The sequence below is a fragment of the Bartonella gabonensis genome, from assembly GCF_903679515.1.
GTDB lineage: Bacteria > Pseudomonadota > Alphaproteobacteria > Rhizobiales > Rhizobiaceae > Bartonella > Bartonella gabonensis.
On sequence record NZ_CAHOYM010000004.1, the window covers coordinates 1 to 26038 of the forward strand.

Genomic DNA, 26038 nt, shown 5'->3' on the forward strand with positions numbered 1-26038 from the left:
TTTCCAACAAATCCAGAAATATGAAAAAAGCTTCAATCGTGTAAGCGCAGGGCGTTTACAAGAAATTGCCAACATACTGGAGGTTCCTATTACCTTTTTTTATGCGGATATTGCCACACAAGAAGATAACCTCACAAAAGAAAATCATTCCCACCATGATCAAAAAACCTATAGCGAAAAAGAATACACCCTTTTGAAAAATTTTAGAGAACTCCACCCTAAAAAACAGAAAGCAATTTGGTGGCTAATTTCAGATTAAGCAAAAGCCACCCAAAAGCCCAAATTCCTCACTTGCTTCTTACAGATTCACGTCTTTACGCTTTTTCATCTTAAAAGAAAACAGCAAACGAAACTATTCTCCGCACCATTCTATAAACACTCCGATTTCTGATTTAGTGAACTCCCCTACTGATTATTTCATAGGGTTATCACTTTCTCTCAAAGAAGCGTGTTCTCCAGCCTGCCAATCCTGCCCTAAAATATTTCACCCCCCATTTTCACAAGCAGCCCCTTACCTTTTACATTGCCAAACAATCACCATCGCAAAAAGCAGTGTTTTTCGGTATGATAGAATAAACATTCTCAGCTCAAAATTTGCAATCAGTTTTGAAACTTAAAAGGCTTTGTAAAAGGCATTTTATGCCTTTCTCAATCCTTTTTGTATTCACCCATCAATCCTGCCTGTGACAAGAAAATGATTTTAATGAATTCACACAAGAGTTCGAAATGAGAAAAACTTGACGTTATTCAAAGGCTGTCTTCAAGTTGAAGAATGCTATATTATCTTTATCAATCAAACTGTTATATTTTCAATATACAACAGTTTAACTAAGCATTTTTGCAAAAAGCTCTTTGGGTAGGCGTCGCGGTTTTGCCTCCTCATTAATCAGAGCAATTTCAACTTTCGCAGTTACCAAGGTGTTCGCCTCATGCCCAATAGATTGCTCCATAAAAAAGCGTGCCCCTTGGACATGATCAATCCTTGTTTTAACCACTAAAAGATTATCAATTTTAGCGGGTCGTAAAAAACTAATTTCCATATGACGCACAACAAAAAACAGTTTTTCTCCCTCACTCCCTGCGGCTAGCATCTTATTATTAAAACCGGTATCCCGTAAAAACTCTGAACGTCCCCGTTCAAAAAATTCTAGATAACGTGCATGATATACCACACCGGAAAAATCTGTATCAGCCACATAAACGCGCACCTGAAAATTATGAAAAGCATTTTTATGACTGCTCTTGAAAGGCGTTACTCCTGTCATTAACTTCATGTCCCATAAAATCATTTAAGATAGCAAATTGTTTATCAATCAAAAGATTGAACATATTTTTGTGTTGAAGTTGTGAAAAGAAAAAGAACAAAACTCTCCATCATTCTAAGCCTTTTCGGTCACAACACAAAGACAAAAAAACACCTCTTGCCCTTATAAGAGCATACGATCAATCATCCACACAGTTTCTTTAAAAAGATGCCTCAGTCATCTTCCTCATCCCATAAAGTTGTCTGAAGTGATGCATTGTCTTGAGCATCAGAAAGTTGCGTACGTTTTTGTATAGACGCTGAAGCAGGAGCGACAAGTCCTAAATGGCTCCAAGCCTTTTCGGTCAGAATGCGTCCACGAGCCGTTCTCTGAATAAAGCCTTGTTGGAGAAGATAGGGCTCAACGATATCTTCAATAGCATCACGGGGTTCTGATAAGGCAGCAGCAATGGTTTCAATGCCCACCGGTCCTCCTAAAAAAATTTCCGCAATCAAGAGCAAATAGCGACGGTCCAGCGGATCAAGCCCAAGATGATCCACCTCAAGGCGAAAAAGCGCTTCATCAGCGATTTTTCGGTCAATTTGTTTTGCTTGTTTTACCAACGCAAAATCACAAACGCGCCGTAAAAGGCGTCCGGCAATGCGCGGGGTCCCCCGTGCTCGGCGTGCAATTTCATGGGCGCCATCATCACTGATCTTAACAGCAAAAAGCCGCGCATTACGCTGCACAATATATTCCAATTCCTCTATCGTATAAAAATTAAGACGAATGGGAATACCAAAACGGTCTCTAAGCGGTGTGGTTAAAAGCCCCAACCGTGTGGTTGCCGCCACCAACGTAAATTTAGCCAAATCAATTTTAACCGAGCGCGCCGCCGGCCCTTCCCCAATGATCAAATCGAGCTGATAATCTTCCATGGCTGGATAAAGAATTTCTTCAATCGCTGGATTTAAGCGATGAATTTCATCGATAAACAAGACATCGCGTTCTTCCAAATTGGTCAAGAGAGCAGCCAAATCTCCTGCTTTAGCAATAACCGGTCCTGAAGTAGAGCGAAAATTAACGCCCAATTCTTTTGCCATAATCTGTGAAAGCGTTGTTTTTCCCAAGCCCGGTGGTCCAACAAACAAAACGTGATCTAACGCTTCTTGCCGCGTTTTTGCAGCTTCAATAAATATTTTTAAATTAGCCCGTGCCGCTTCTTGCCCAATAAAGTCATCGAGAACTTGTGGTCTTAAGGAACGATCCGGATCGTTGGAAAGGGAGGCAGCCCCCAAAAGGCGTTGATCTTCATCTTTTTGCATTGTTACCTTTTATTCAAGTAGGAGAAGAAAGTAATTTGAGACTATGGCGGATCAGCAGGGCAGAAGAAACAGTTTCGCCCTCAAGAGTATTCATTGCAAGAGCAAGAGCTTTGGCTGCTTGCTCACGTTCAAAGCCTAGTTTCATCAATGCGGAAAGTGCATCCTGCGCAAGCTGATTGGTCATCTCATTTTGTGGAACCGAAATAGTCTTGACCGCCTGTTCAAAGGGAAGTGTTTTACTTTTCAACTCACCCACAATTCTTTCACTGACTTTTTTCCCAACGCCAGGTGCTCGACTAATCATCGCCACATCATGTAAAGCAATGGCTTGTGCAAGTTCATCTGGCGATAAAGTCCCCAAGATTGCCAAAGCAACCTTAGCCCCTACGCCTGGAACATTTTGGAGCATACAAAACCACTCCTGTTCAGCTCTGGTTGCAAAACCAAAAAGGCGGATTGCCTCTTCCCGAACATGCGTTTCAATAAAGAGACTTAACGCCTCCCCAACAGAGGGCAAAGAAGAACGCAACCGATTTGAGATAAAAACAACATACCCCACCCCATGAACATCAAGAACAATATAATCCTCAAAGATATGTTCAAGCGTACCCTTTAATTTGCCAATCATAGTGTCGCCCTCATCACATCGCCATCCTTGCCTGATCAATCCTCTTACGATGCATACTATGACAAAGAGCAAGAGCAAGGGCATCAGCCGCATCATTACTATCAAATTCAGCCCGTGGAAGTAAAACTTTTACCATCATATGAATTTGTTCTTTAGCCCCGTGTCCAACACCAATAACCGATTTTTTCACTTTATTGGGCGCATATTCAAAAACAGGACAATTTGCCTGCGCAGGAACCAGCAGCGCAATCGCACGCGCTTGCCCAAGTTTTAAAGTTGCAGTAGCATCTTTATTGACAAACACATGTTCCACCGCAGCTTCATGGGGCATAAATCGATGTACAACCTCTGAAAGACCTTTATGGATCTGACAGAGTCTGGAAGCTAAATCACACTGTACCTTAGAAGAAACCGTCCCTGCGGCAACAAACTGAAGACGATTACCCGCAACATCAATAACGCCCCATCCAGTATACCGTAATCCGGGATCAATGCCTATAATACGAATCGTCTCTGCCATAACCCGCAGTTTATACACTTTTCCCCCTTTTGAATAAAGGCTCGCCCACAAAGAAAACAGCAGCAAAACATAAAACCCGTAAAAAGAAGGTCATGTGTCATGTATTTATACAGTATAACAGACGAACAAACAGTAGCTTTATGGAGCCCATAACTAAAAATCAAACAAAACCACACGCACACCTCAAAAGAAAGCAAAAGCACCCCATAAAAATTCCCCTTCTATCTCATCTTCCCCCTTCTATCTCATCTTTAATGTCATAACGATTAAATATCACAAGCAAACAAAGAGAGGCACCGTACTTTGATAGATAAATGGTAAAAATACTCCTCTCCAGATAGCATAGTCTTTACGAGATACGTTATACCCTCCCCATGGATATGGACATACATAAACATTAAGAAGTGTTTTTTATCATGCCCATCACACCATAATAACATTGCATGAGAGAGCCACAACATAGGAACCTCCATAGGCCCCATAGCGCGAGCTATACCTCTCCTATCAAAACTTAAGAAAACTCAAAAACTAAAACAATGCATCATTATCATAAGAAAACGCATTAATTGACAAGAATAGCCTAATATTCTTCATGTTAAATAAAAGGCGTGAAATATCGAAAGATTCTCTCACTCCAAATCTGTTTTATGTTGTATCCATCAAAACCATTCCCTTGCACACCATAAGGAGAAGAGCCATGTGGTATGAAACTGTACAAGAAGACATGCTTCTGATGAACCATCTCAAATATCAAGAACTGTAACAACATGAGAGATTCGTAAAGTGTATGATTACTCTTTTATGAAGCGTAAAGATGGAAGTGCTCAATGATTTTGTATGATTGAGAGAGAACTTTATACACTTCATGATAGCTTTACCCTTATATCATTCACGCACTGCCATCGCGAAAAGGGGGGTAACGAGCCTTAAGAGATATTTCTTTCAAACAAACGCGCAGATTGGCAACACCAGTATATTCCGTTTGAGACATTCGTTATAACACACGCTTTTCAGTTTTACTGGTTCTGATGACATTTCCCCTTCCTAAAAAGCCAAGGAAATACCCTCTAAGAACGCCCAAAAGCTGTTTTCAGCAATTCGATTTGTTTTCCCACTGGATTTTCATCACTCAAGTCAGAAGAGGCTGCTGCTTCCCACCCTGCGCGCATATATTTTATGCGTGCTTCTAAACGCAATGAATGAGCAACAAATTGGCGGAAAATTTCTGGAAGTTCGTTCCAATAAGGGGTTTCAAGCTCCAATGTTGGAGTATGAAGAGAGACCTTTACGATTTCTTTTTGTATTTGTTCTGATGACATTTCTCCCTCACGCTCTGCCCGAAGAAGAAGGAGTTGAGAAGCAATTTGCATAAGCCGTGTACTTAAATACATCGCCTCTTTTGCATAGACTGCAGAAATTTCTGCAGAAAGGGAACGTGCCATGACCTTCCCTTCTGAATCGATATAGGCTGCTGTTTTTTCAATCAGCGCCATTGTCTCTTCATAAAGACGATTAAAAGCATTTTCAAAAGCATTATGCTCAATCATGATAATAGGTTCATCATAGGGACGTTTATGTACGCTCACGCTTTTATACTCCAAATATCAGCACAAAACCACACCACTCAACGAACAGAGTCTTAAAAAGTTTCTTTTGTTGCTGTACAGAATACTTTTTTAAATTGACTACCTCTTTTAAATTCTTTGTGCAATGCGCTTTTTATACTAAGGTTAACGCAGACAAACAAGCACCATGGGACCGTTTTTCTTATAAACAGATCAGCTTCCTTGAAACAGTCCCCTGCAAAGACCGCCGTTTTTCACAATAATAGGCGACTCCAAATTGCAGAGCGATACCCGCTATCATTAAGAGGCTATCGGAAAAAAACGTTCCTGTCACTATTGTTTTTACAATTTGTCCAAACATCGCAAAAATAGTCCCCGTTACAAAGACTGGTAGACTATGTTTTCCTAAGATTGCTAAAGGGTTGTTCTCTGAAACAGAAAACCATTTATTGACACACGGCAAGCATACAATAAGAAAGGATAATGCAAGAACATGGAGCAAACGTGGCAAGCTTAAAAAGGTTTTATTAAAGTTGAGCAATGGGGAAGACCAGCCCAACCACCCCAAAATGCCCCACCAATTTAAGCGAACCCATAACAGTGCCAACAAGAGATATCCTGCCGCACAAACCACCCCAAAAGACTGAAAAGCGACTGTTTTTCCTTGTTTAAGCGCTAAAGTGCTGGTCAAGCCTATGACAAATAAAATTTGCCAAGACAAAGGGTTTAAAAACCACTTTCCCTCTATAGGATAGGAAGGGGGAGCAATTTTATAAAATCCGCAAGTAAGATAGAGTATAAACGAACCCAAAAGCAACCACTTTGTCTGTTTACGCGCCAAATACAGGATAAAAGGTGCAAAAAACATCAAAACGATATAAAGTGGAAGAATATTATTATAGCCTAATTGATGCCCCAAACTTAAGGTGCTAAAAAATGCTGTGAGCGGCTGTGTAACAAAAAGCCCTACATTGTTCATCGCTAACAATTTTTCTGTTCTCCATAATAAGAAGGCTCCTAAAAATAAGCTTAACGTAACAAAACTAGTGAAAAGATATGCCCCATAGAGTTGCAAAGCCCTATACCAAAGTTTACGCACAATGAAAGAAAAAGACTTATGCTGTAGCCGCGCATGAAAGCTTAAGCCCAGCGAAACACCTGAAAGCAAAACAAAAACTTCTGCAGAATCAGAAAAACCGAAATTTCTATGGGTTATATGCTCATAGAGTGTTCCGGGAATATGGTTGATAAAAATCGTCAATAAGGCTAAAGAACGAAAAACATCAATGCGTGTATCACGATGAAAAGGCTGCGTATTATGATCAATAACAGCTTGGTATTTCATAAATGGTCTCCCACACGACACAAAAACTTGAAGTTACATAAAAATGGTATTTACCCTTATTGCAAACAAGGTAGAATGAAACTTTAACTTTTAAGCATCATTTTTTTAAGAGTCATTATTTTTTTAAGAGACAGGGATAGGGCATGACACAACAAAAAAATACACCGATTAACTCCCCTCTTTTTCCTCAATTGGTTTTAACACTGGATGTTCGACGCAACACCCCGCACAGCTTTTTGCGTCCAATTTTGCAAACAAAGTCTTTTGCATGTGTCATCCTTTACGATTCTGAGAAGCAAAAAGATGATAGCTTTTTTTTACAACAACAGGCTCAAACCTACGCAAAAGATATTCAAAACAATGACGCCGCGCTTCTCATTGCTGATGACAACCGCATTGTGGGACGCATAAAGGCTGATGGCTTACACATAGAAGATGATCTTAGCGCTCTTGAAAGCTTTAAAAATCAGCAAAAGGAACAAAAAATCATCGGCTTTGGCAATCTACGTAATCGCCATAGTGCTATGATTGCCGCAGAAACAGGGGTTGATTATCTATTTTTTGGCAAATTAGGGGCTAATAAAAAACCCCATGCGCACCCCCGCAATATCCAGTTAGCCACATGGTGGTCAGAGATTATGGAAACCCCCGCCATTATTCAAGCAGGCAGCGATTTTGCCACCTTTGATGAAGCCTTAAAGACGGGCTGTGAATTCATTGCCATAGAAGAAGTCATCTTTACCCATGACACCCCCTTATCTCTGCTTCAACTTTGCCACGAAAAATGTAAAAACATCCCCTTGTAAAGCGCCTCCCTTTACAATTTTTCTTGTAAAGGAAAAAGCCTTTAGGATAACGTATACGCCCAAAACTACATAGACGCCCCACCACTTCCCACAGACATACACATCCTGTAGACACAAAAATTGCCCGCACCCTTCTTCAAACAGCAAGCGATTGTGCAAATTTTAATAAAGAAACCGCCTGTGAATTCATTACCGTGAACGAAATCTTTTTACCCCTCTCAACAAACACGGGGGCTGATGTCATGATTTTGGTACTCGCTCCAAAAAGGTTGAGAGGCGCGAATAGCCTCTCATTCAAAAAACAAATTTTGTCAGTCAAAAACTATTTTTATTGTAAATTTTCCGAAATTACTTTACACATTAAAAGGTGTCTTGGTCGTATACGCAACGACCAATAGGGATCTAAAAACCCGAAACCTAAACATGAATTTACCCCGCTTTGCGGGTATCCCGGAATTCCGGGCAATTTTGTTATGTCCAAGTGCTTACCAGCACTAAAAGCAAAATGCTGATTTAGGTTCAGTGTTTTTAGACTCCCGGAATACTCATGCGAGGGCGCTCGCAACCGGCGGGAGGGAAAATGCAATCTCAAAATCAAAATCTTAATATCGACCTTTTGGTCGGCAAAAAATTCGCTTGAGACGAAAATTGCTAAAAATGTCTCAAACAACTCTAGGCCATGCTTTAGGCTTAAGTTTCCAACAAATCCCAAAATATGAAAACGGTTTAAATCGTGTAAGCGCGGGGCGTTTAATGGAAATTTCCGATATTTTGAATGTTCCAATTTCCTTTTTTTATGCGGATATCGCCACCAAACAACAGCCTTCATATGATCATGATGAAGTCATCTCGAACGCAGAGGAATACCAGTTGCTCAAAAGATTTAGAACGCTCACCACTGTAAAAAGAAAAGCCTTTTTACAGCTCATCACAGATGAGAATGCAAGCTAAAATCATGTGAGTACCACAGGCTCTGTTTACCCTACAGGCTCTGTGCATCTGCATACATCATAAACATCCCCCAAAGAGCAGTGCTTGAAAATTTATTGGACAATCTGCAGGAGCACCCCATACAATCATTTCACTTCATCTGTTAAGCATAAGCTTTAAATACCATGAAAGATGATGATCGTTATATTGTTAAACAAAAACTTGACGAGATACCGACACGTGATAGCATAATAATAGAGAAGTTTCTTTTCTTAATCTTGTGCAAGAACTTTCTTAAGAAAAACGAGTCAGAAAAATTAAAAATGATAGAAGGGGGGAATGAAGATGTTAAAATATTTATTTCTGTCACAACTTTTGTTAGCGGCTGGTTGCGCATCTTCAGGGAGTTATGTATCAAATTACGTTGATCAAAATCTTGTGGAGAAGGATATAGAGACAAGATTAATCGAAAAATATCTTGCTAACGGTGTCAAAAGATCTTTACCATTAAATCCAACCGTACTTCCCCTCTTATAAAATGATACAATAGACAGCTTTACGCCTTTATTTACTGATCTGTCGCGGCGAACTGGATAAAATGTGATTTATACAGATCACCCCCAAAAGCAGCAAAACATGGGGGTGGGTTTGTTTTACTCACGAACACCAAGGATGATGGACGTATAATTTCTATGCTTCAGGAGGATTGGTCTGGAGAACCAAGTATTATCTACGCATTTATCAGAATAAATAAACCAGCTCTTTGCATATAGACATTCTCTCTATTTCAAACATAAAGACTTAGAAAGTTTTTGCAAAAAATAAAGAAATTTTCACCTCATTTTAAAGGCTCTCACAAGTGCTCCTACACGCTCTCTTCTTCTCAATATTGCGCGTTCTTCATAAGTAATTCATTGCGTACTTTAAAAGTAGCCTCATTATAGACGCTTTTTCATTGTAAGATGGGTAATTTATTAAAAGAAGATAGCCTCTCTAGGTCATTCTTTCATCATTGTTGTTTAAAATCGCACTGTTTAAAAAACTCTGGTTCTTATAACATTGATACACTTTTTATAAACCCACCTTAACTGCCATAAAAAATAAGAGCGCAATGGTGTCCTTATACGGCTTGTAATCATGAAAAAAAAATGTGAAAATTCTGACCGGTAATGAGGAGGAGATATCGATGATCAAGAGAAGTGTTAAACTGCTTATCCTAGGAATGATGGGGCTTGCAAATTCTGTTGTAAATTCTGCTGGAAACACTGAAGAATCGACCAGTTTTGAAAACTCTTTCAATACGATTCAAGAATCTTCAAAGCCAGAAAAACCTTTTCACCCCTTAAAAGCTGGAGACTATGACCAAGCTTATGACTATTACATCCAAGGCTATTATTTAAAAGCTTTTCAAGAAGCGCTCCGGCGTGCTGAAAAAAATGATCCTTTTGCCCAAACGCTTCTTGCCCGAATTTATATGGAAGGATGCGCTGTTCCTGTTGACGGAGCGCGGGCTGCTTTATGGTTTGAACGCGCTGCAAAACAAGGGGAACCGCAAGCCCAACTCCGCTATGGACTTATGTTGTTTGATGGTCATTTTGTAAAACAAAATCAAGAACTTGGTGAAAAGTTTATTCAAAAATCTGTCAACGCAGGCGTCAAGGAGGCCTATTTTTATTATGGACAACTGCTTCTTTATAAAGCCTCACAAGAAAAACAAAATCTCCCTGGCGTCTCTTTCCAAAGCCGTGAAAATGAAGCCATCGAGCAAGCTTTAAAATGGCACTTAAAAGGGGCTGCCCTTGGAGATGCTGAAGCTGCTTTTGCGGCAGCAAAAATTCTTTCCTTAGGCACTTTAAATCGACCAAAAGATGATCATAATGCCCGCAAGCTTATGGAAATCGCGGCTCAAAACAATCACTTAAAAGCTCAACTTCATTTAGCACAATGGCTTATACAGGGCCGTGGAGGAGAACCAGATTTTGACCGTGCTTTTCATTTGCTGCTTCACAATGCCAACAACATGATCGCCCCCGCACAGATTTCTCTTGCAAGACTTTATCGAGACGGCATTGGAACAAAAGGCGATACAATCATGGCAGCAGCATGGTATATGCTTGCGAAAGAAGCAAAAATGCAAGCACCTGATCTTGAAACAATGCTCCAAGGTATGGACGATACACAACAAGAAGAGGCGCGCAAAGAAGCAATAAAGCTTCTTCCTGTTTTTTAAAACGCCTTTAACAAACTTAAATTTTGCGGGGCACAAATTTCTTTCAGAAAGGCAGCATCAAAAGAATAAACAAAAGGGTGCTTTAAAACATGGAAGGGCAACACAATAACAACGCCATACTCTAACGGCGCCATGCGGCTCTTTCGGCTCAAGCAGGCAAAAAATACCTGCTCTTGAAACAATGCCCCCCCTCCTCACATATTCACCACCCATTCTTATAAAAACATCACATGTGCAAAGTCTTATGCCTTACCACACAACATTTCAAACGATAGCATTTTACAACAAACAGCATAAGCACTTATTCATATTTAAAAAAGGGAGCCTTCAAAAAGCAATGTTTGAAAATTTATTTGGTCGATCTAGAGCAACACCTAACACATCATTGTTATAATGGTGCCAGAAAACGTCATCTTAACATACAAGCGCAAAAGATTGCTCTTTTATCGCACTCCCCAAAAGCAGCAGTTTATTTAAAATATATGCTGCAAGAAACACTTCAAACAGCCTTAAATTCAAGCTAGAACCATTATCCATTAATGAATTACCGATTGTTTGGAAATCGATATGTTGTTAGTGTAGTTATGAGCGAAGTTGTTCTTATTCCTAATATAGAAACTTCGCAGAAGAGGCTGACAATATTGGGGGAGAGTTAAGATGTTAAAATATTTATTTCTGTCACCTATTATAGTGGTAGCTGGTTGCGCATCTGTAGGCAATTATTCATCAAATTATGTTGATCAAAATCTTACGAAGCAAGAAGCAAAACTCGTCGCTAACAATTTTATGAGCGATATCAAACGATCTTTCCCACCAGCAACAACCACACTTCTTATAAAGAAAAATGATACAGCAGACAACTTTACCCCTTTATTTATCGATCTGTTGCAACGGAATGGATATCGCGTAATCTATACAGATCAACCTCAAAAGCAGCAAAACATGGGTGTGAATTTGATTTATAGAATAAGATTAAATAGTACAACTATAGTGTCTGTTTTTCAATATAGTGTGGATGGAGAGCCACGTACTCATATAAGTACTCGTCCTAGATTAACCCGCCATTAATGTGAACATTCTCTATTTTCATACGTAAAAATTTAAAAGTTATTGCGAAAGACAAAGAGATTTTCACTTCAATAAAAAACTTGTTTTTTAGACAGAATGGATAAATTTTATTACATATTGTAACGATACAAAATAGTATAAGTTATGGCTTTAAGATTTAAAGAAAGTAGAGTACTAGAAACAATGAAAAGTACTCTACACCCTAGCAAATTACTATGCGAAGATGTCAATGCAAAGCTTGGTTTATCTATGATTAAAGCACCTGAATAGCTCGCTATATCTCGTGTAGCATTTTCTAAAGTATCGATAAAAACCCTCATCACGACATAATTCATGAGCAAAAAAATTCATTGGCAAGAAAAAGCGCTGTATCATTTGCTGAACACTATCCAATAAAGCAAAACAAGCTAACCGCAACACTGTAAATATTATCCTCCGGATATGGAAAGATCATAGGAACAAAAGAGCGCTGCCTTCTTTTCCATTACATAAAAAACACAGCGCCTCTCATTCAAAAAACTATTTTTTATTGCCAATTTCTTGAAATTACTTTATGAGTTAAAAGATGTGTTGGTCGCATACGCAACGACCAAGAGGGTCTTGAAAGCCCGAAAATCTAAGCATGAATTTATCCCACTTTGTGGGTATCCCGGAATTCCGGGAGTTTTTGCTATGTCCAGGTGCGTTTTCGCACTAAAAGCAAAAAAAGCTGATTAGGTTTCAGTACTTTCAAGCTCCTGGAATACTTATGCGAGGGCGCTCGCAACCGGAGGGGGCAAATGCAATCTCAAAATATTAATATCGACCTTTTGATTGGCAAAAAATTCGCTTGAGACGAAAAATGCTAAAAATGTCTCAAACAACTCTAGGGCACGCTTTAGGCTTAAGTTTCCAACAAATCCAAAAATATGAAAACGGCTTAAATCATGTAAACGCGGGGCGGTTAATGGAAATTTCCGATATCCTCAATGTTCCGATTTCCTTTTTTTATGCCGATATCATCACAAAACAACAGCCTCCATATGATCATGATGAAGTCATCTCGAACACAGAGGAATACTACTGCTCAAAAGATTTAGAACGCTCACCTCGATAAAATAAAGAGCCATTCTACAGCTCATCATGGACGAGAATGCAAGCTAACTAGCAACACACCACACTCTATAACCCGAAACGCGCTATGGAGCCAACACGCGCTGTTCATCAACATTCCACTCTTTTCATCTGGTCAAAATGAAAACTTTTAACATCATACACGCCCCCACAATCTCTATGCACTGCAACCACACCTATGGCTGCCTCTCCTTACCAGTGCTCTGTAATTTGAGACAATCTACACTCAAAAAAATGAGGCTCAAAACCCAATATTTTATTGTGTATTAAACCCAAAAAAATAAAAAGAAGATATAGAAAAAAGCTCTTCCTATTTTATACAACATTCAAAATTATTTTTTATTCATCATTTGAAAGATTGTCATAAGAAGCAGATAATTTTAGTTCATAGGTTCGTACGAATGCTACAGATTGATCACCTTTGAAGAAAAGTGCAGGATTAACCCAATACTGGTTACGCAATTTGGGTTTTAAAAAACCTTTAGCTATAAGTTCTTTTAAGCCATTGTGGAATGTTCTGTCAGTCATATCAGACTTTTCACCATTTAAGCCACCATTAAGCCAAGATAAAGTAATGCTATCTGTTAATTGAGTAGATTGATATATTTGAAAAACCTCTATGAAAATACGATATCCCGTACGGGTTAAGTTAAAAGTTTTTCGAAAATTTTCAATAAATGTTTCTACAAAGTATTTTTCATCCGTTTTTACAATCTCTTCAGCTTTTTCCTCAGCAATATGAGACAAATGTATGCGAACAACTTCATGTGTATTAGGATTGTTAAGTTCTTGGTGCTTAACATTTGTTATAACAGTTTTACCACAAATGCGTATTTGATGTTTATTAAGAAATGGATTTTTTATAGGTGAGTATTCTAACTTTCGCAAATTAATATTGTTCATTATAACTGTCCACCAAGAATTTTTAGGCAGCAATTTCACTCTTGTAACAAGCCATCAAATACAAAAGAAATAATTTTATATTTTTTCTTCTTTTTAAAGAAGAAAAAATTTGACATAACTTTCTTAAATGTCACATCTTATTAAAACTCACTACCAAACTGACAATTGTATTATTATAAATGACAATTCATACATTAGCTACACAAAGAAAGCAAACCATCAGGTGTGCAAAAAATCCATTTGAACGACAAAAACCATTTGGGGATGAGCATCCTTCTATTAAGAAAGAATCCATACTAATAGAAAAATCACATTTATCCAGCAGATGAAAAAACCCTTCCTACGCTTCCGGAAGATCTTGAATTTAGACAATTTACAAAACAACGCATTTCTAACATCGGGCTATTTTACAAGCTTGGTTCATCTGGTGTGAAGGTTTTTGAAATATTAGCGTGGATATTTCAAAATAAGACTATCTGTAAAGATCCCATACCTTTGAATTGTTTTGCGCAATTTTCTCAACCAGGAAAAACACGCCCCTCAATAACATACATTGTCTTTATCATCATCAACATTTTCACGCGTCCTAGCAGAGCTAGAAGAAGCCAAGATAATTGCCAAACATATCCGCAAAGGTTGGTATTTTATCAATCCAAATTTTGTTTTTAATGGACAATATGTGATATTCTTACGCCACATGAATTCTTAAAAAGAGTATAACAAAAATGTTGTTTCACACGGCTAACAACATTTTTTTCAACAGTATATGCCTCTTTTTTATGGAGCTCACTTTCATAAAACACTTAAGCTCTCCCTCACATATTCACCCCCCATTCTTATAAAAAACACCTCATAATTTTACGGAATTTCTATCATCAGCCTTAATAATATTTGACGACACAACGGGATAAATTTCCCCCGAATCCCCAAAATCTTAAAAAAACTTTGTGCAAATTTTTAAAAAGCTTGCGTCTTGGCGCTTTTTATGGTCTTGCAAAGAACTGAAAAGCAAGAATACATCAAGGTCCTTTTTGTACTTAAGCTTTTCGCTGCAAAGCCCATGAGAAAATCCATGGCAAGACAAATGAAAAGCACTTAAGAACCATGCAGAAGCAGCAAAGCGAACAAGAGGATTGGAGCCCAAAACAACACAAGAGCTCACAGTTAAAGGCAGCAAAGAAAAGTACCGTAAGGACAACAAGAGAGCTCTTTTTGCAGGAATAGATTTGGATAGAAACGATGAAAATTAATGGCAATGAAATTCGTCCAGGGAATGTGATTGAGCATCAAGGCAGCCTATGGGTTGCAGTGAAATGTAATGCTGTAAAGCCTGGAAAAGGTGGTGCATTTAACCAAGTTGAAATGAAGAATTTGCTTGATGGTACAAAACTCAATGAACGCTTTCGTGCCGCAGAAACAGTAGAACGCGTACGCCTTGAACAAAAAGATTTCACCTTTCTTTATCAACAAGGGGATGCTTTGGTCTTTATGGATTCAGAATCTTATGAACAATTGGAATTGCAAAAGGATTTTGTTGGTGAACGCGCTGCTTTCTTGCAAGATGGAATGACTGTCACCGTTGAACTTTATCAAGAAAAGCCTATTGGCATCTCACTTCCTGATCAAGTTGCTGTCACGATTGTGGAAGCTGATCCAGCTCTCAAAGGACAAACAGTCACAGCTTCTTATAAACCAGCCATTCTTGAAAATGGCATTCGTATTCTTGTCCCCCCTTTTATGAATGCCGGTGAACGGATCATTGTCGATACCAACGAGTTGATTTATTTGCGTCGTGCAAATGAAAAAGATAAATAAAGGAATTAAAAGATGGCCCATTCTGCGATCATGAATGTCATGGTGCAAGCTGCCATGAAAGCAGGGCGCTCGCTCGTGCGTGATTACGGTGAAGTACAAAATTTGCAAGTATCTTTAAAAGGGCCAGCCGATTACGTCAGCCAAGCAGATCGCAAAGCAGAAAAAATTATTTTCAATGAACTGAGCAAAGCACGCCCTAAATTTGGTTTTCTAATGGAAGAATCTGAGGAAATCGTTGGCGAAGATTCCCAACATCGTTTTATTGTCGACCCTTTAGATGGCACCACCAATTTCCTCCATGGCATTCCTTTTTTTGCTGTTTCCATTGCTTTAGAAAGCCAAGGAAAAATCGTTGCCGGTGTCATTTACAACCCCGTGAGTGATGAACTCTTTACCGCTGAACGTGGTGGTGGTGCTTTTTTTAATGACCGCCGCTGTCGTGTTTCTGCGCGGCGTAGATTAGAAGATTGTATCATAGCCACAGGCATGCCGCATTTTGGACGCCCAGGTCATGGAACCTATCTCATTGAACTGCGCAATATGATGATGAAAGTTGCTGGACTTCGCCGTTTTGGTGCAGCAGCCCTTGATTTAGCCTATGTCGCCGCAGGCCGAACCGATGGCTATTGGGAAGACAACCTGCAAATTTGGGATATGGCTGCTGGAATATTAATGGTTCGCGAAGCCGGTGGTTTTGTCACCGATAAAGAAGGTGGCGATGACATATTCCGCAAAAAAAATATCCTCGCCGGCAATGAACACATTCGTACCAAGCTAGAAAAAGTTCTCAAGAAAGGCATTTAAACCTTACAGCCTTTCGAAAAGCCCTTTAAAACCTGCCCCCTCCTTAAAATTTTATAAAATCCGAAAAAAAGCAATGTGGAGGTAGGCTTTTCAACTTTCTTTACAGACATAACAGAAAACAACGCATGAAACAGTGACAAAACACCATCACAACAATCAGTGCCCCCTATCCCCCTAAAGACGCAAGAACAGCTTAGCCAATATTATAAACGCTATTTTTCCCAATTCCCCTACAAACAAACTAGAAAACAAAAAGCACCATCACAAACCGCTTCAAAAAACACCAACCATACCAAAAACAAGCCCCTCTACTCCTCTTAAGAGATCCCCCCCTACACAACAGCAAAAATCTTGGCTCTAAAAATCCCCCTCTTTTGTGAGAGCTGTCACATATACCTCTCAAGAACCCTCACCCCTACAGAGCAACAGAAACCTCAGCAAATTCATTGCACGCCCCCTTTATTCAACCATTATATTCCAGACAGTTTATGAAATGCGCACAAGATTGATTGTAATGAAAATCTTTATTTTCGACAATCGCCTCTCGTAGTTTGATACTAAAAAGCTCTTTTTATTTATTAATAGCCTCTTCCAGTTTCTTTAGCTGCTCCTCACCAAAAATATATTGTAATTTATCTTTCGCATTTTCTATTTTTAGAAACATATCCCAATAAAACAATTGATCAAAACATTTCTCATTTGATGATCTCATCCATTCTTTAGCACCTAATTTGTAAGCTTCTTCAAATGTTGGTATCTCTTCAGAAATGCTAAGGTCTTTTTTCTCTTCTTTATCATTCTCCCTACAAGTATTAATCGCATTTTTAACTGTATTAAAATCGCAACTCTTATCAAAGGCAAGATACCTCTCTTTCACCGTATTAATCAGCTTCTTATAGTAAATAAAAGTTGTTATTGCTTTTCTATAAGCATTAGAAATACTATATAATAATGACAAAATGTAACTTTATATTATCTAATAACCAATCACCTTCATTGCGATGGGGACTTATTGTTTTCTGTATTTCTTCGCATTCTATAATCGTAGATATGTTGCCCTTATAACTATCCGTAGATTCCTGTTTTTCATTCTTCTCACTAGAGAATTCTTCTGATTGTTTTCGATTCCAATTAGCAATCATATTATCAACCACATACAAGTACCAATGAAAAAACAACATTGTAGGTTTATATTTTATTTCTTGCGTATAGGGCTTTACAGCCTCTTCAATAATTATCCCATTCTCTTCTATTAACTGTAATGTTTTCTGATAATTTTCCTTAAAATGACTAATATCTATACAATACTTTACGCTGTTATTAATTTTTTCATAATGCTCTTCAGTCAGTTCTTCTTCAAGTGCCTCTTTGTACAATAAACGCAATTCTCTCCCCCTTGCGCACAAATATTCTTGAGTTCCTTCTCATACAATGAATATATTTTTTCTTGCCCTTGCACACACATCCCCTTTACCAATGAAAGTCTATTGCCGCTGACTTTTATTCCTGACCCAGTTTTTTCAATCCCTAATACATTCCTTTCCCATTGCCTTACTCCCTCATCCCATTGCTCAATCCATTCCTTGGATATTTTTTGCGTTTTTTCAAAAAGCCTTTGCTCCCCTTCTTCAATAATTTTTTGATGTATCTGACACTCTTGCTCTTTTTGCTCAAGTTGCTTAGTTAATTGCTTGTTACGATAAATTTGGGCTACCAGTATTATACCTCCCACACAAAACACTATTCCCATTGCAAAGCCTAACAACACGTTCGTTGAGTATCCCCAAGACCGCAACCCACCTATCACTATGGCAAATACAACCAATCCTATAAAAACAGATAGCTTCTTCCTCTCTTGGATGAACTTAATTATAGTTATTATGAAATCAATTCCTTCTATCGCGGCAATAATTCTGTCTATTATTTCTCCATACATTATGCCCCTCTTTTTTAGCTAATCGTTTATGCAACCTTCTCGGAGATTGATGCACTTTAAAGAAAAGCCAGCCCTTAAACTTGATAAGCATGGCTTTAAAAAAGAGATATTAGCCTTAAAAGAACTGCCCTTGGATCAAGATCTCTTATTTGGGTGAAAATTGCAATTTGGCGAGATAAGCATAAATGCCATTTTTTTCCACAAGTTCGGCATGAGTTCCCTCTTCCACAATGGCTCCTTTATCCATCACAAGAATACGATCCGCTTTTAAAATTGTTGCCAAACGGTGAGCAATCACCAATGTTGTGCGGTTTTTCATGAGCCCTTCTAAGGCTTTTTGCACCAATTTTTCACTTTTTGCATCTAAAGCAGATGTCGCTTCATCCAGCAGTAACAGAGGAGCATTTCTTAAAATCGCCCGCGCAATACCAACGCGTTGCTTTTGCCCACCAGAAAGCATGATACCGCGTTCTCCTACTTGTGTATCCAAACCGTTTGGTAAAGCTTCAATAAATTCAAGGGCATTGGCTGCTTTAGCAGCAGCGATAATTTCCTCTTCCGTAATATTTTCAGTGCCAAAAGCAATATTATCACGCAATGTACCATCAAAAATGGCAACATCTTGAGAAACATAAGAGATTGCACCACGTAAATCTTGCAGAGTCAGACGATTAATCTCCACACCATCAAGTCGGATTTTCCCCCTTGTTGGATCATAAAAACGAAGGATCAAAGAAAAAAGTGTACTTTTCCCAGCCCCTGAAGCACCAACAAAAGCAACTGTTTCACCTTCTTTTATAGAAAAGGAAAACGCGTGTAAAATCTTCCTTTGAGCTCTAGAGGGATAGGTAAAATCAATCTTATCAAAAACAAGTTCGCCTCGAACAGGTTTTGCCAAAGAAACAGGATTTTTTGGTGCTAAAATCATGGGCTGTTCTTGCAACAATTCAGCCAATCGCTCAGCAGCGCCTGCTGCTTGGATTAATTCTGCTCCCAATTCTGATAATTGCGCAAAGGTTGAGGCGCCAAAAACGGCATAGAGAACAAATTGACCTAAAGTTCCCGCTGTCATGGTACCATTCAAAACATCTCGAGAGCCAATCCATAAAACAGCAACCACACTGCTAAACACAAGAAAAATTGCAAAGCCGGTAAAAAAGGAACGCAAGATCACAGAAGCACGCGCGGTTTGCAAAGCACGTTCAATCAACTGTGAAAAACGTGTTATAACAAGTTTTTCAGCAGTAAAAGCTTGCACCGTGCGAATAGCGCTAACCTGTTCGGTTGCCAAAGCATTAGCATCTGCAACACGGTCTTGTGCCGCGCGTGTACGTGTGCGAACCTTGCGCCCAAAAACCACTAAGGGAATTGCCACAAAGGGAATAGCAAGTAGCACAAGAGCAGATAATTTGGCATTAGTGATAACCATCATGACGATTGCACCAATCACCACAATCAGATGACGCAAAGCTGTCGAGGCAGTTGAACCAACAGCTAGTTTTATTTGCGTTGTATCGGTAAGAAGCCTTGAAATAAGTTCACCAGAATGAGATTTATCAAAAAAAGCGGGCGAAAGTTTCATAATATGGATAAAAACATCACGCCGTAAATCAGCAACAATCCGTTCTCCCAAGGTGATAACACAATAATAACGGCAAGCCGAAGCAAGTGCGAGCAGCAAGGCTAAAGCGAATAAAATAAAAAAATAAAAATTGATATGCCCATGGCTTGACGTAGAAAAACCATGATCAAACATTTTGCCAATAGCAACAGGCAAAATCAATGTGACAAGAGCAGCAACAGTCAAAGCAACAAAGGCAAAAATAAACAACCAACGATAACGCACAAGATAAGGGCCAAAAGTTTTAAGCGAAGAGAATGAAGATTTTTTTACTGAAAATTTTGTAGATTGTTCTGAATGATTGAGAGGATTCATAAGGTTTCGCTCACTATATTTAGGTTGTCTATAATACTTGATACAATGATGCATCTTGAACACTTGTTTTTTGATGCATGCTCAGTTATAGAAAGAGTACTTTAATCATTTTATCAAAAAGATAAAGGAAGCGCACTTAAAAAAATCGAACAAGTGTTCTTTCATTCTATAAACGCAAAAGGTTTGACGCATGAAAGCGAATATTCATCCTAACTATCACAAAATTACCGTTGTTATGACGGATGGAACCCAATATACGACGCGCTCCACTTGGGGAAAAGAAGGGGATACTCTTAATCTCGATATTGATCCAAGAACGCATCCAGCATGGACAGGTGGGTCCCAGACACTTGTAGACCGTGGCGGTCGCCTTTCTAAGTTCAAAAATCGTTTTGGCAATATTGGTATGTAAAAACCTCATTCTCATGGGACATAAAGATTTTAAACAAAACGATTGCCTCATTAAGCAATGAGGCTTTTTTTGTACGGTAAAGCGTGCACTTTAAAGATTAATTCAAAAACGCATCCAACCAAAATAGATAAGTCTCAAACACTTATTAATCGTGATGGCTGCGTTTTTTCAGATTCAAAGAGCATTTTTGAAAGATCCACATAAGCCCCTTTTCATGAGACACAAAGATTTCAAATAAAAGGATTTCCAACAGTTTATCTTTTTTGAACTGAAAACACTCATAAAGAGGACATTCTTGCCGCTGCCAAAGCGGCTAATACACTTGAATTTATCCAAACTTTACCAGATGGCTTGGATACACAAGGAGGAGAATGTGGTACCATGCCTTATTAAAGGAAAAATGACGCATTCATATTGCACCTGCTATTTTTAAAAATTCCCCCTTCTTGTTGCAATAAAGATGCTTTCTCCTTTTTCCATTTAACACACGAAAACATACCATTTAAGCACCCTGAGAAGCTTTCTCTTTATATCATGATTTCATAAGCCGCGTGAAAAGGACAAAACAAGCTGTTTTTGTATCTTAAGATCCAAGATTTGTTATAGTCCCTTCATTAAATGCAGCTCTAATGGCATGATGGAGAACGATTATTAATAATTTGAGAAGCTGCCCACCTCTCATTTTGATTTGTATGCAACCAAAGTACACTCTCTTTATTAAGGGAGAATAAGAACATACCCTGGAGGTGCTAAACGAAATAAGAGAGCATCGTACCCCCACCTAGCGACATGCAGCAAATATAAGAAATGCCTTCACTAATTGCTAAAAGTAATGTGAACGATATAGCGGCTTCATCTGCTGTTGCTTCACGGCGTTGTAAAAAATATCCCCCAAAAAATAAAATGCACCCGATTCCACTCACCGCCCCAAAGACGCCTAATGCGGTATAAATCGGTCCACGCATGTTGAGCAAGATAAAAAAATTATGAAAAAAACACTAAGAATATCCCAGTGAATACCCCACGCACGATATGGCAAAATTTTCGCATCATAATTGCAGAAACGCTCTTTTCTGCATATCGATTTTTTTCTTCAGTGCTTGTATTCTTAGAAGATATGCTGTCCACAACTCCCCCCGATTTTTAAGCCAAAATGCTACAAAATTAGCTTTCTATAATGATATCATCACAAAATACAAGAAGAATTTATTCATTTTAACGAAAAAAGAGGGGGTTTATTAAGGTACAAACCTATTTTCTTTCGCAAGGGTTATTCAACCCATTCGTCAATAAAAGACCACCCCACTTTGAAAAGAAAGCTATCCTGACGTACAAAAGCTTCATAAGCCGTATGTCTAATCCATAAAGAAATCACAACTCTCCAATCAACCCGCTTATCCACCTTTGAAACTGCACACAAATGGATTCTGCTGATGACAAGCAACAACACACACTAAAATGCTGCGCATTTACAAATTTCCTTTAAAGCACCATCTCCCCTTCCTACAATCGCACCTCTCTCGCAATCTTATTTCTCGATACTATCCATAAAGACTTTTAAAATATCCAAGAAGAAAACTCTCTGAGAAAGCTTTCAAGCCCAAAACGCCCCCATCATTTTTATCATGATGAGGACTCCTCAATCACGCAGAAATATGCAAAATATCCTCGCATTTAGGCATAGAGCTTGTACTTCAAGCGCTGACCTTCTCCCGCTCTTTTGTCCATTGTCCTAAAGCCGCAAGATGGTTCATCCGAGCACGATGACAAAATGCCTTTTGTGCAACAGCAATATTTTCATCGCGACCAGCCCATGCTTTTAAAGCAGCTGCTTGCAAAGCACGTCCATAGGAAAAGGTCAATTTCCAAGGCAATGCACCCAAAGAATTCATGGCCGATAAATGTGCCGTTGCTTCCTGATCAGATTGTCCACCAGAAAGAAAAGCAATTCCTGGAACAGCGGAAGGTACAGTCTGTTTAAGCACACGGACAGTCTTTTCAGCCACTTCTTCAACAGAAGCCTGGCGCGCATCTTTTCCATCAATCACCATATTGGGCTTTAAAATCATCCCCTCTAAAACCACACGGGCCTCAAACAATTCTTTAAAAACAGTTGTCAAAACAGCGCGTGTCACCTCAAAGCAACGCGTAATGGAATGCTGGCACGACAGTCCATCCATCAGCACTTCCGGCTCAACAATCGGCACAATATTGAGTTCTTGACATAAAGCAGCGTAACGCGCAAGGGCTTGTGCATTTTGATTGATGGCACTTCTTGTTGGTAAAGTATCGGCATTAATAGCAATCACCGCCCGCCATTTAGCAAAACGTGCTCCCAAAACATAATAATCTTTTAACCGTTCACGAAGACCATCCAGCCCTTCGGTAATTGTCTCTTGGGGAAAAGCAGCCAAGGGTTTAGCACCCGTATCAACTTTAATTCCTGGAAAAGCACCAGCATCCCGAATAAGATCTGTCAACATTTGCCCTGTTGATGCTTTTTGTCGAATGGTTTCATCAAATAAAATGACCCCAGAGATAGCGTTTTCCATAGCGTCTTTTGCGCTAAAAAGCATTTCACGATAAGCACGACGCCGATCTTCATTGGATTCAACACCAATGCTTGTAAAACGTTTGCCTATGGTTGCCGTACTTTCATCTGCTGCCAAAATACCTTTACCCACTTGGACAAGAGAAAGTGCAATATCTTCAAGCCGTTCAGTCATAAAAAAAATTCCTCTTTATTTTCTCTATTTTGTCTTAAAATTTTCCAAAAATGCGTAATACGCTTAAACATATACCTTATGCAACGACACATAGCTTTAAAGCTGCTTTTTCAATAAGCCCTCTAAAGCTGCATAAGAGCAAGAATTCCAGGCAGAGCCTTTCCTTCCATCCATTCCAAAAAAGCCCCTCCTGCAGTTGAAAGATAAGTAAAATCGTTGGCAACACCAGCATGATTAAGGGCAAAAACCGTATCGCCTCCTCCGGCAATTGAAACCAACTTTCCCGTCAAACTGCGTTCTGCGGCATAGCGTGCAACGGCAATTGTTCCTTTATCAAAGGGAGGCATCTCAAAAACACCAAGGGGTCCATTCCACACAAGGGTTGCAGCCTTATCTATCACGCTATTGATATAGGCAATAGAGCGCGATCCAATATCCAATATCATACCATCTTCAGGAATATCACCAATATCATAAAGACGATGCGGAGCATCTTTTTCAAAGCGAAATCCAACGACAGCATCCACAGGAAGCAGAAGCGTACAGTGACATTGTTGCGCTTTTTTAATGATTTTTTTTACCGTTTCCATCAATGCGTGTTCACACAGTGATTTCCCCACTTGGATACCTTGCGCAGCTAAAAAGCTGTTGGCCATCCCCCCCCCAATCACTAAGGTATCGACTTTTTCCACCAAATGATTGAGAACAAAAAGCTTACTGGAAACTTTTGCTCCTCCCACCAGTGCGACCACAGGATGCGTTGGATTTCCCAGCCCTTTTTCTAAGGCCTGCAACTCACCTTGCAGCGATCGCCCCGCATAAGAGGGCAACAAATGCGTTATTCCCTCCACCGAAGCATGAGCACGATGAGAAACCGAAAAAGCATCATTGACATAAAGATCCCCATTATGGGCGAGAGCCTCAGCAAAAGAACAATCATTCTTTTCTTCACCGGCATAAAAACGAACATTTTCGAGCAATAAAATACCCCCGTTTTGCAATGCCTCCACCGCGTCCTGCACCGTAGCACCAATACAGTCAGGAGCAAAAGCAATGGGCTGTTTCATGATATTTTCCAGTACTGGCACAACAGGGTGGAGTGAAAATTCTGGCTCTACCTTTCCTTTCGGGCGTCCACAATGAGAAAGTAGAATAAGCTTAGCTCCCCGCTTTTGCAGCTCAACGAGTGTTTCTTTATGTCGTTGAAGACGCGTCTCGTCACAAACTTTGCCCAATGCCATAGGAACATTAAAATCCACACGCACAAGAACACGTTTGCCCAAAACATCAACATCATCAAGCGTCCGAAACCCCATCACTGCTTCCTCTTCACTTCCCATTGTTGCAAACAAATGCATTGGCTCAATTTTACTTTCACTGATTTATTTCCACTAAATAAGCCCTTTTACTTTTATGCAAAAGAGTTTATATCTTTGGTTTTCTGATATTTTCTCAAACATTGTCTCGTTCAGATGTTACTTTTTCGAGTTTGACTCTTTCTTGCGGCTTTTAAAAGCACATATTGCGCCGTATTTAAAAACACCATCATCTCTCAACAGTATCTTCTCTCTAGCATACAAAAACAACAATCTCTCTCGATTTATCAAAAGAATGCGCCTTAATTTGTACAAAAACGAAGCTTTTTCTTAATAAAACTTTTTCCTATAAAAAGAGGACCCTAAGGTCCTTTTTTTATAGTGTTTATATTGTCTTAGCAAAAGCCACAGCTGTGTCACTCATACGGTTAGAAAAGCCCCATTCATTATCATACCAGACCAGAACACGACAAAACTTACCATCAATCACTTTGGTTTGATCATTGTGAAAAATCGCTGAATGCGGATTATGATTGAAATCACAACTCACAAGCTTTTCTTCCGTCGTGTCCAAAATGCCTTTTAGGGCACCTCGTGCAGCAGTTGCAATAGCGGTATTAATTTCTTCAATTGTTGTGGAACGCTTGGCATTAAATGTCAAATCAACCACAGAAACATTAGGGGTTGGAACACGAATCGACACCCCATCAAGCAATCCCTTTAATTCCGGCAAGACCAATCCCACAGCTTTTGCCGCTCCTGTTGAGGTAGGAATCATCGAAAGAGCAGCCGCACGGGCACGATAAAGGTCACGATGCATTGTATCCAACACAGGTTGATCTCCCGTATAAGAATGGATTGTCGTCATAAAACCCTTTTCAATACCTACCGTGTTGTGCAAAACTTGTGCAACGGGCGCCAAACAATTGGTTGTACAAGAAGCGTTTGAAACAATGCGATGCTCTTTGCTTAAAGACTGATGATTCACCCCGTAGACGACCGTAAGATCTGCACCCTCTGAGGGAGCGGAAACCAAAACACGCTTTGCCCCTGCATCCAAATGAGCCTTTGCTTTATCACGCGCAGTAAAAATGCCCGTACATTCCAAAACGATACCGATATCCAGATCTTTCCAAGGCAATTGTGCTGGATCACGCTCTGCGTATACCTTTATTAAGCCACTCCCCACATCAATGGCATCCCCCACCACCTTAACTTCTCCAGGAAAACGCCCATGAACTGAATCATAGCGCAACAAATGGGCATTTGTTTCCACCGATCCCAAATCATTAATTGCAACCACTTTAATATCTTTTCGTCCACTTTCCATAAGTGCCCGTAAAATATTGCGTCCAATACGACCAAACCCATTAATTGCAACACGAACCGTCATTTCACATGTTTCCTTATCTCATT

At 39.4% G+C, this 26038-nt stretch carries 24 protein-coding genes and 2 pseudogenes; 10 read left to right on the forward strand and 16 right to left on the reverse strand.

Features of this window, described 5'->3' with window-relative positions:
- Positions 1–259: transcriptional regulator (locus HWX04_RS01770; RefSeq protein ID WP_175868536.1), on the forward strand; the 259-nt coding region annotated here is incomplete at its 5' end.
- A gap of 565 nt (positions 260–824) precedes the next feature.
- Here HWX04_RS01770 and ybgC read toward each other — a convergent pair.
- The 6 genes from ybgC to HWX04_RS01800 all read right to left on the reverse strand — a co-directional run bounded on the left by ybgC (position 825) and on the right by HWX04_RS01800 (position 6627).
- The gene (gene ybgC, locus HWX04_RS01775) at positions 825–1265 is read right to left on the reverse strand and encodes a tol-pal system-associated acyl-CoA thioesterase (RefSeq protein ID WP_175868578.1); all 441 of its coding nucleotides are present in this window, start codon (positions 1263–1265) and stop codon (positions 825–827) included.
- A gap of 212 nt (positions 1266–1477) precedes the next feature.
- Positions 1478–2569 carry a Holliday junction branch migration DNA helicase RuvB gene (ruvB, locus tag HWX04_RS01780; protein WP_175868537.1) on the reverse strand — a complete coding sequence of 364 codons (1092 nt, stop codon included), beginning with the start codon at positions 2567–2569 and terminating at the stop codon, positions 1478–1480.
- 13 nt (positions 2570–2582) lie between these two features.
- Entirely contained in the window at positions 2583–3197 is a 615-nt protein-coding gene (gene ruvA / locus HWX04_RS01785; protein ID WP_175868538.1) for a Holliday junction branch migration protein RuvA, read from the reverse strand.
- A gap of 13 nt (positions 3198–3210) precedes the next feature.
- Positions 3211–3717 carry a crossover junction endodeoxyribonuclease RuvC gene (ruvC, locus tag HWX04_RS01790; protein ID WP_175868579.1) on the reverse strand — a complete coding sequence of 169 codons (507 nt, stop codon included), beginning with the start codon at positions 3715–3717 and terminating at the stop codon, positions 3211–3213.
- Between the two features lie 1067 nt (positions 3718–4784).
- Positions 4785–5303, reverse strand: coding sequence for a DUF1465 family protein (locus HWX04_RS01795; RefSeq protein WP_175868539.1), 519 nt, complete (start codon positions 5301–5303; stop codon positions 4785–4787).
- Positions 5304–5484: 181 nt separating this feature from the next.
- A complete protein-coding gene (locus tag HWX04_RS01800; RefSeq protein ID WP_175868540.1) occupies positions 5485–6627 on the reverse strand; it encodes an OpgC family protein in 1143 nt (380 codons plus the stop codon).
- Between the two features lie 143 nt (positions 6628–6770).
- Here HWX04_RS01800 and HWX04_RS01805 point away from each other — a divergent pair, with 143 nt between their 5' ends.
- The 6 genes and pseudogenes from HWX04_RS01805 (at position 6771) to HWX04_RS01830 (ending at position 12762) form a co-directional block, all read left to right on the forward strand.
- On the forward strand, positions 6771–7433 hold the full coding sequence (locus tag HWX04_RS01805; RefSeq protein ID WP_175868541.1) for a thiamine phosphate synthase: 663 nt from the start codon (positions 6771–6773) through the stop codon (positions 7431–7433).
- Positions 7434–7980: 547 nt separating this feature from the next.
- Positions 7981–8384: pseudogene (locus tag HWX04_RS01810) on the forward strand (helix-turn-helix domain-containing protein).
- Between the two features lie 324 nt (positions 8385–8708).
- Positions 8709–8900: a hypothetical protein gene (locus tag HWX04_RS01815; RefSeq protein ID WP_246257294.1), complete on the forward strand. Its 192-nt coding sequence runs from the start codon at positions 8709–8711 to the stop codon at positions 8898–8900.
- A gap of 649 nt (positions 8901–9549) precedes the next feature.
- Entirely contained in the window at positions 9550–10593 is a 1044-nt protein-coding gene (locus tag HWX04_RS01820) for a tetratricopeptide repeat protein (RefSeq protein ID WP_175868543.1), read from the forward strand.
- A 657-nt stretch (positions 10594–11250) separates the two neighbouring features.
- Positions 11251–11661 carry a conjugal transfer lipoprotein TrbH gene (locus HWX04_RS01825; protein WP_175868544.1) on the forward strand — a complete coding sequence of 137 codons (411 nt, stop codon included), beginning with the start codon at positions 11251–11253 and terminating at the stop codon, positions 11659–11661.
- A gap of 779 nt (positions 11662–12440) precedes the next feature.
- A pseudogene (locus HWX04_RS01830) lies at positions 12441–12762 on the forward strand (helix-turn-helix domain-containing protein).
- A 351-nt stretch (positions 12763–13113) separates the two neighbouring features.
- Here the strand turns inward: HWX04_RS01830 and HWX04_RS01835 are convergent.
- Positions 13114–13677, reverse strand: a complete 564-nt coding sequence (locus tag HWX04_RS01835) for a hypothetical protein (RefSeq protein WP_175868545.1) — start codon at positions 13675–13677, stop codon at positions 13114–13116.
- A gap of 1239 nt (positions 13678–14916) precedes the next feature.
- On the opposite strand from HWX04_RS01835, the gene efp reads away from it, so the two are divergent.
- Both efp and HWX04_RS01845 read left to right on the forward strand, forming a co-directional pair.
- Positions 14917–15492 (forward strand): elongation factor P, encoded by a 576-nt coding sequence (gene efp / locus HWX04_RS01840; protein ID WP_175868546.1) that lies wholly within the window; start codon positions 14917–14919, stop codon positions 15490–15492.
- Between the two features lie 12 nt (positions 15493–15504).
- Positions 15505–16296, forward strand: coding sequence for an inositol monophosphatase family protein (locus HWX04_RS01845; RefSeq protein WP_175868547.1), 792 nt, complete (start codon positions 15505–15507; stop codon positions 16294–16296).
- 571 nt (positions 16297–16867) lie between these two features.
- Here the strand turns inward: HWX04_RS01845 and HWX04_RS08410 are convergent.
- From HWX04_RS08410 to HWX04_RS01855, 4 genes are all read right to left on the reverse strand, one after another.
- Positions 16868–17173, reverse strand: a complete 306-nt coding sequence (locus HWX04_RS08410) for a hypothetical protein (RefSeq protein ID WP_246257297.1) — start codon at positions 17171–17173, stop codon at positions 16868–16870.
- 64 nt (positions 17174–17237) lie between these two features.
- A complete protein-coding gene (locus HWX04_RS08415) occupies positions 17238–17681 on the reverse strand; it encodes a hypothetical protein (RefSeq protein ID WP_246257299.1) in 444 nt (147 codons plus the stop codon).
- Positions 17642–18232, reverse strand: a complete 591-nt coding sequence (locus tag HWX04_RS08420; protein ID WP_246257301.1) for a hypothetical protein — start codon at positions 18230–18232, stop codon at positions 17642–17644. Before HWX04_RS08420 ends, HWX04_RS08415 begins: the two co-directional genes overlap by 40 nt.
- 145 nt (positions 18233–18377) lie before the next feature.
- Positions 18378–20168, reverse strand: coding sequence for an ABC transporter transmembrane domain-containing protein (locus HWX04_RS01855; protein WP_175868548.1), 1791 nt, complete (start codon positions 20166–20168; stop codon positions 18378–18380).
- 190 nt (positions 20169–20358) lie between these two features.
- Between HWX04_RS01855 and rpmE the strand changes: the two genes are divergently transcribed.
- Positions 20359–20580: a 50S ribosomal protein L31 gene (gene rpmE / locus HWX04_RS01860; RefSeq protein ID WP_005774581.1), complete on the forward strand. Its 222-nt coding sequence runs from the start codon at positions 20359–20361 to the stop codon at positions 20578–20580.
- Positions 20581–21329: 749 nt separating this feature from the next.
- Here the strand turns inward: rpmE and HWX04_RS01865 are convergent.
- From HWX04_RS01865 to gap, 5 genes are all read right to left on the reverse strand, one after another.
- The gene (locus HWX04_RS01865; RefSeq protein ID WP_246257306.1) at positions 21330–21545 is read right to left on the reverse strand and encodes a hypothetical protein; all 216 of its coding nucleotides are present in this window, start codon (positions 21543–21545) and stop codon (positions 21330–21332) included.
- A gap of 305 nt (positions 21546–21850) precedes the next feature.
- Positions 21851–22000, reverse strand: a complete 150-nt coding sequence (locus tag HWX04_RS08335; protein WP_210259576.1) for a hypothetical protein — start codon at positions 21998–22000, stop codon at positions 21851–21853.
- Positions 22001–22274: 274 nt separating this feature from the next.
- A complete protein-coding gene (locus tag HWX04_RS01870) occupies positions 22275–23306 on the reverse strand; it encodes a class I fructose-bisphosphate aldolase (RefSeq protein ID WP_175868549.1) in 1032 nt (343 codons plus the stop codon).
- A 122-nt stretch (positions 23307–23428) separates the two neighbouring features.
- Entirely contained in the window at positions 23429–24622 is a 1194-nt protein-coding gene (locus HWX04_RS01875; RefSeq protein ID WP_175868580.1) for a phosphoglycerate kinase, read from the reverse strand.
- Between the two features lie 385 nt (positions 24623–25007).
- Positions 25008–26015 carry a type I glyceraldehyde-3-phosphate dehydrogenase gene (gap, locus tag HWX04_RS01880; protein WP_175868550.1) on the reverse strand — a complete coding sequence of 336 codons (1008 nt, stop codon included), beginning with the start codon at positions 26013–26015 and terminating at the stop codon, positions 25008–25010.
- Positions 26016–26038 lie beyond the last annotated feature (23 nt).

Coding starts and splice junctions, on each gene's coding strand:
- ruvB (WP_175868537.1), bottom strand. CDS start 2,569: ATGCAAAAAGATGAAGATCAACGCCTTTTGGGGGCTGCCTCCCTTTCC.
- ybgC (WP_175868578.1), bottom strand. CDS start 1,265: ATGACAGGAGTAACGCCTTTCAAGAGCAGTCATAAAAATGCTTTTCAT.
- HWX04_RS01855 (WP_175868548.1), bottom strand. CDS start 20,168: ATGAATCCTCTCAATCATTCAGAACAATCTACAAAATTTTCAGTAAAA.
- HWX04_RS01815 (WP_246257294.1), top strand. CDS start 8,709: ATGTTAAAATATTTATTTCTGTCACAACTTTTGTTAGCGGCTGGTTGC.
- HWX04_RS01845 (WP_175868547.1), top strand. CDS start 15,505: ATGGCCCATTCTGCGATCATGAATGTCATGGTGCAAGCTGCCATGAAA.
- HWX04_RS01800 (WP_175868540.1), bottom strand. CDS start 6,627: ATGAAATACCAAGCTGTTATTGATCATAATACGCAGCCTTTTCATCGT.
- ruvC (WP_175868579.1), bottom strand. CDS start 3,717: ATGGCAGAGACGATTCGTATTATAGGCATTGATCCCGGATTACGGTAT.
- HWX04_RS01820 (WP_175868543.1), top strand. CDS start 9,550: ATGATCAAGAGAAGTGTTAAACTGCTTATCCTAGGAATGATGGGGCTT.
- HWX04_RS01870 (WP_175868549.1), bottom strand. CDS start 23,306: ATGACTGAACGGCTTGAAGATATTGCACTTTCTCTTGTCCAAGTGGGT.
- HWX04_RS01865 (WP_246257306.1), bottom strand. CDS start 21,545: ATGCGTGGACCGATTTATACCGCATTAGGCGTCTTTGGGGCGGTGAGT.
- HWX04_RS01875 (WP_175868580.1), bottom strand. CDS start 24,622: ATGGGGTTTCGGACGCTTGATGATGTTGATGTTTTGGGCAAACGTGTT.
- efp (WP_175868546.1), top strand. CDS start 14,917: ATGAAAATTAATGGCAATGAAATTCGTCCAGGGAATGTGATTGAGCAT.
- HWX04_RS08420 (WP_246257301.1), bottom strand. CDS start 18,232: ATGTATGGAGAAATAATAGACAGAATTATTGCCGCGATAGAAGGAATT.
- gap (WP_175868550.1), bottom strand. CDS start 26,015: ATGACGGTTCGTGTTGCAATTAATGGGTTTGGTCGTATTGGACGCAAT.
- HWX04_RS01805 (WP_175868541.1), top strand. CDS start 6,771: ATGACACAACAAAAAAATACACCGATTAACTCCCCTCTTTTTCCTCAA.
- rpmE (WP_005774581.1), top strand. CDS start 20,359: ATGAAAGCGAATATTCATCCTAACTATCACAAAATTACCGTTGTTATG.
- HWX04_RS01835 (WP_175868545.1), bottom strand. CDS start 13,677: ATGAACAATATTAATTTGCGAAAGTTAGAATACTCACCTATAAAAAAT.
- ruvA (WP_175868538.1), bottom strand. CDS start 3,197: ATGATTGGCAAATTAAAGGGTACGCTTGAACATATCTTTGAGGATTAT.
- HWX04_RS01825 (WP_175868544.1), top strand. CDS start 11,251: ATGTTAAAATATTTATTTCTGTCACCTATTATAGTGGTAGCTGGTTGC.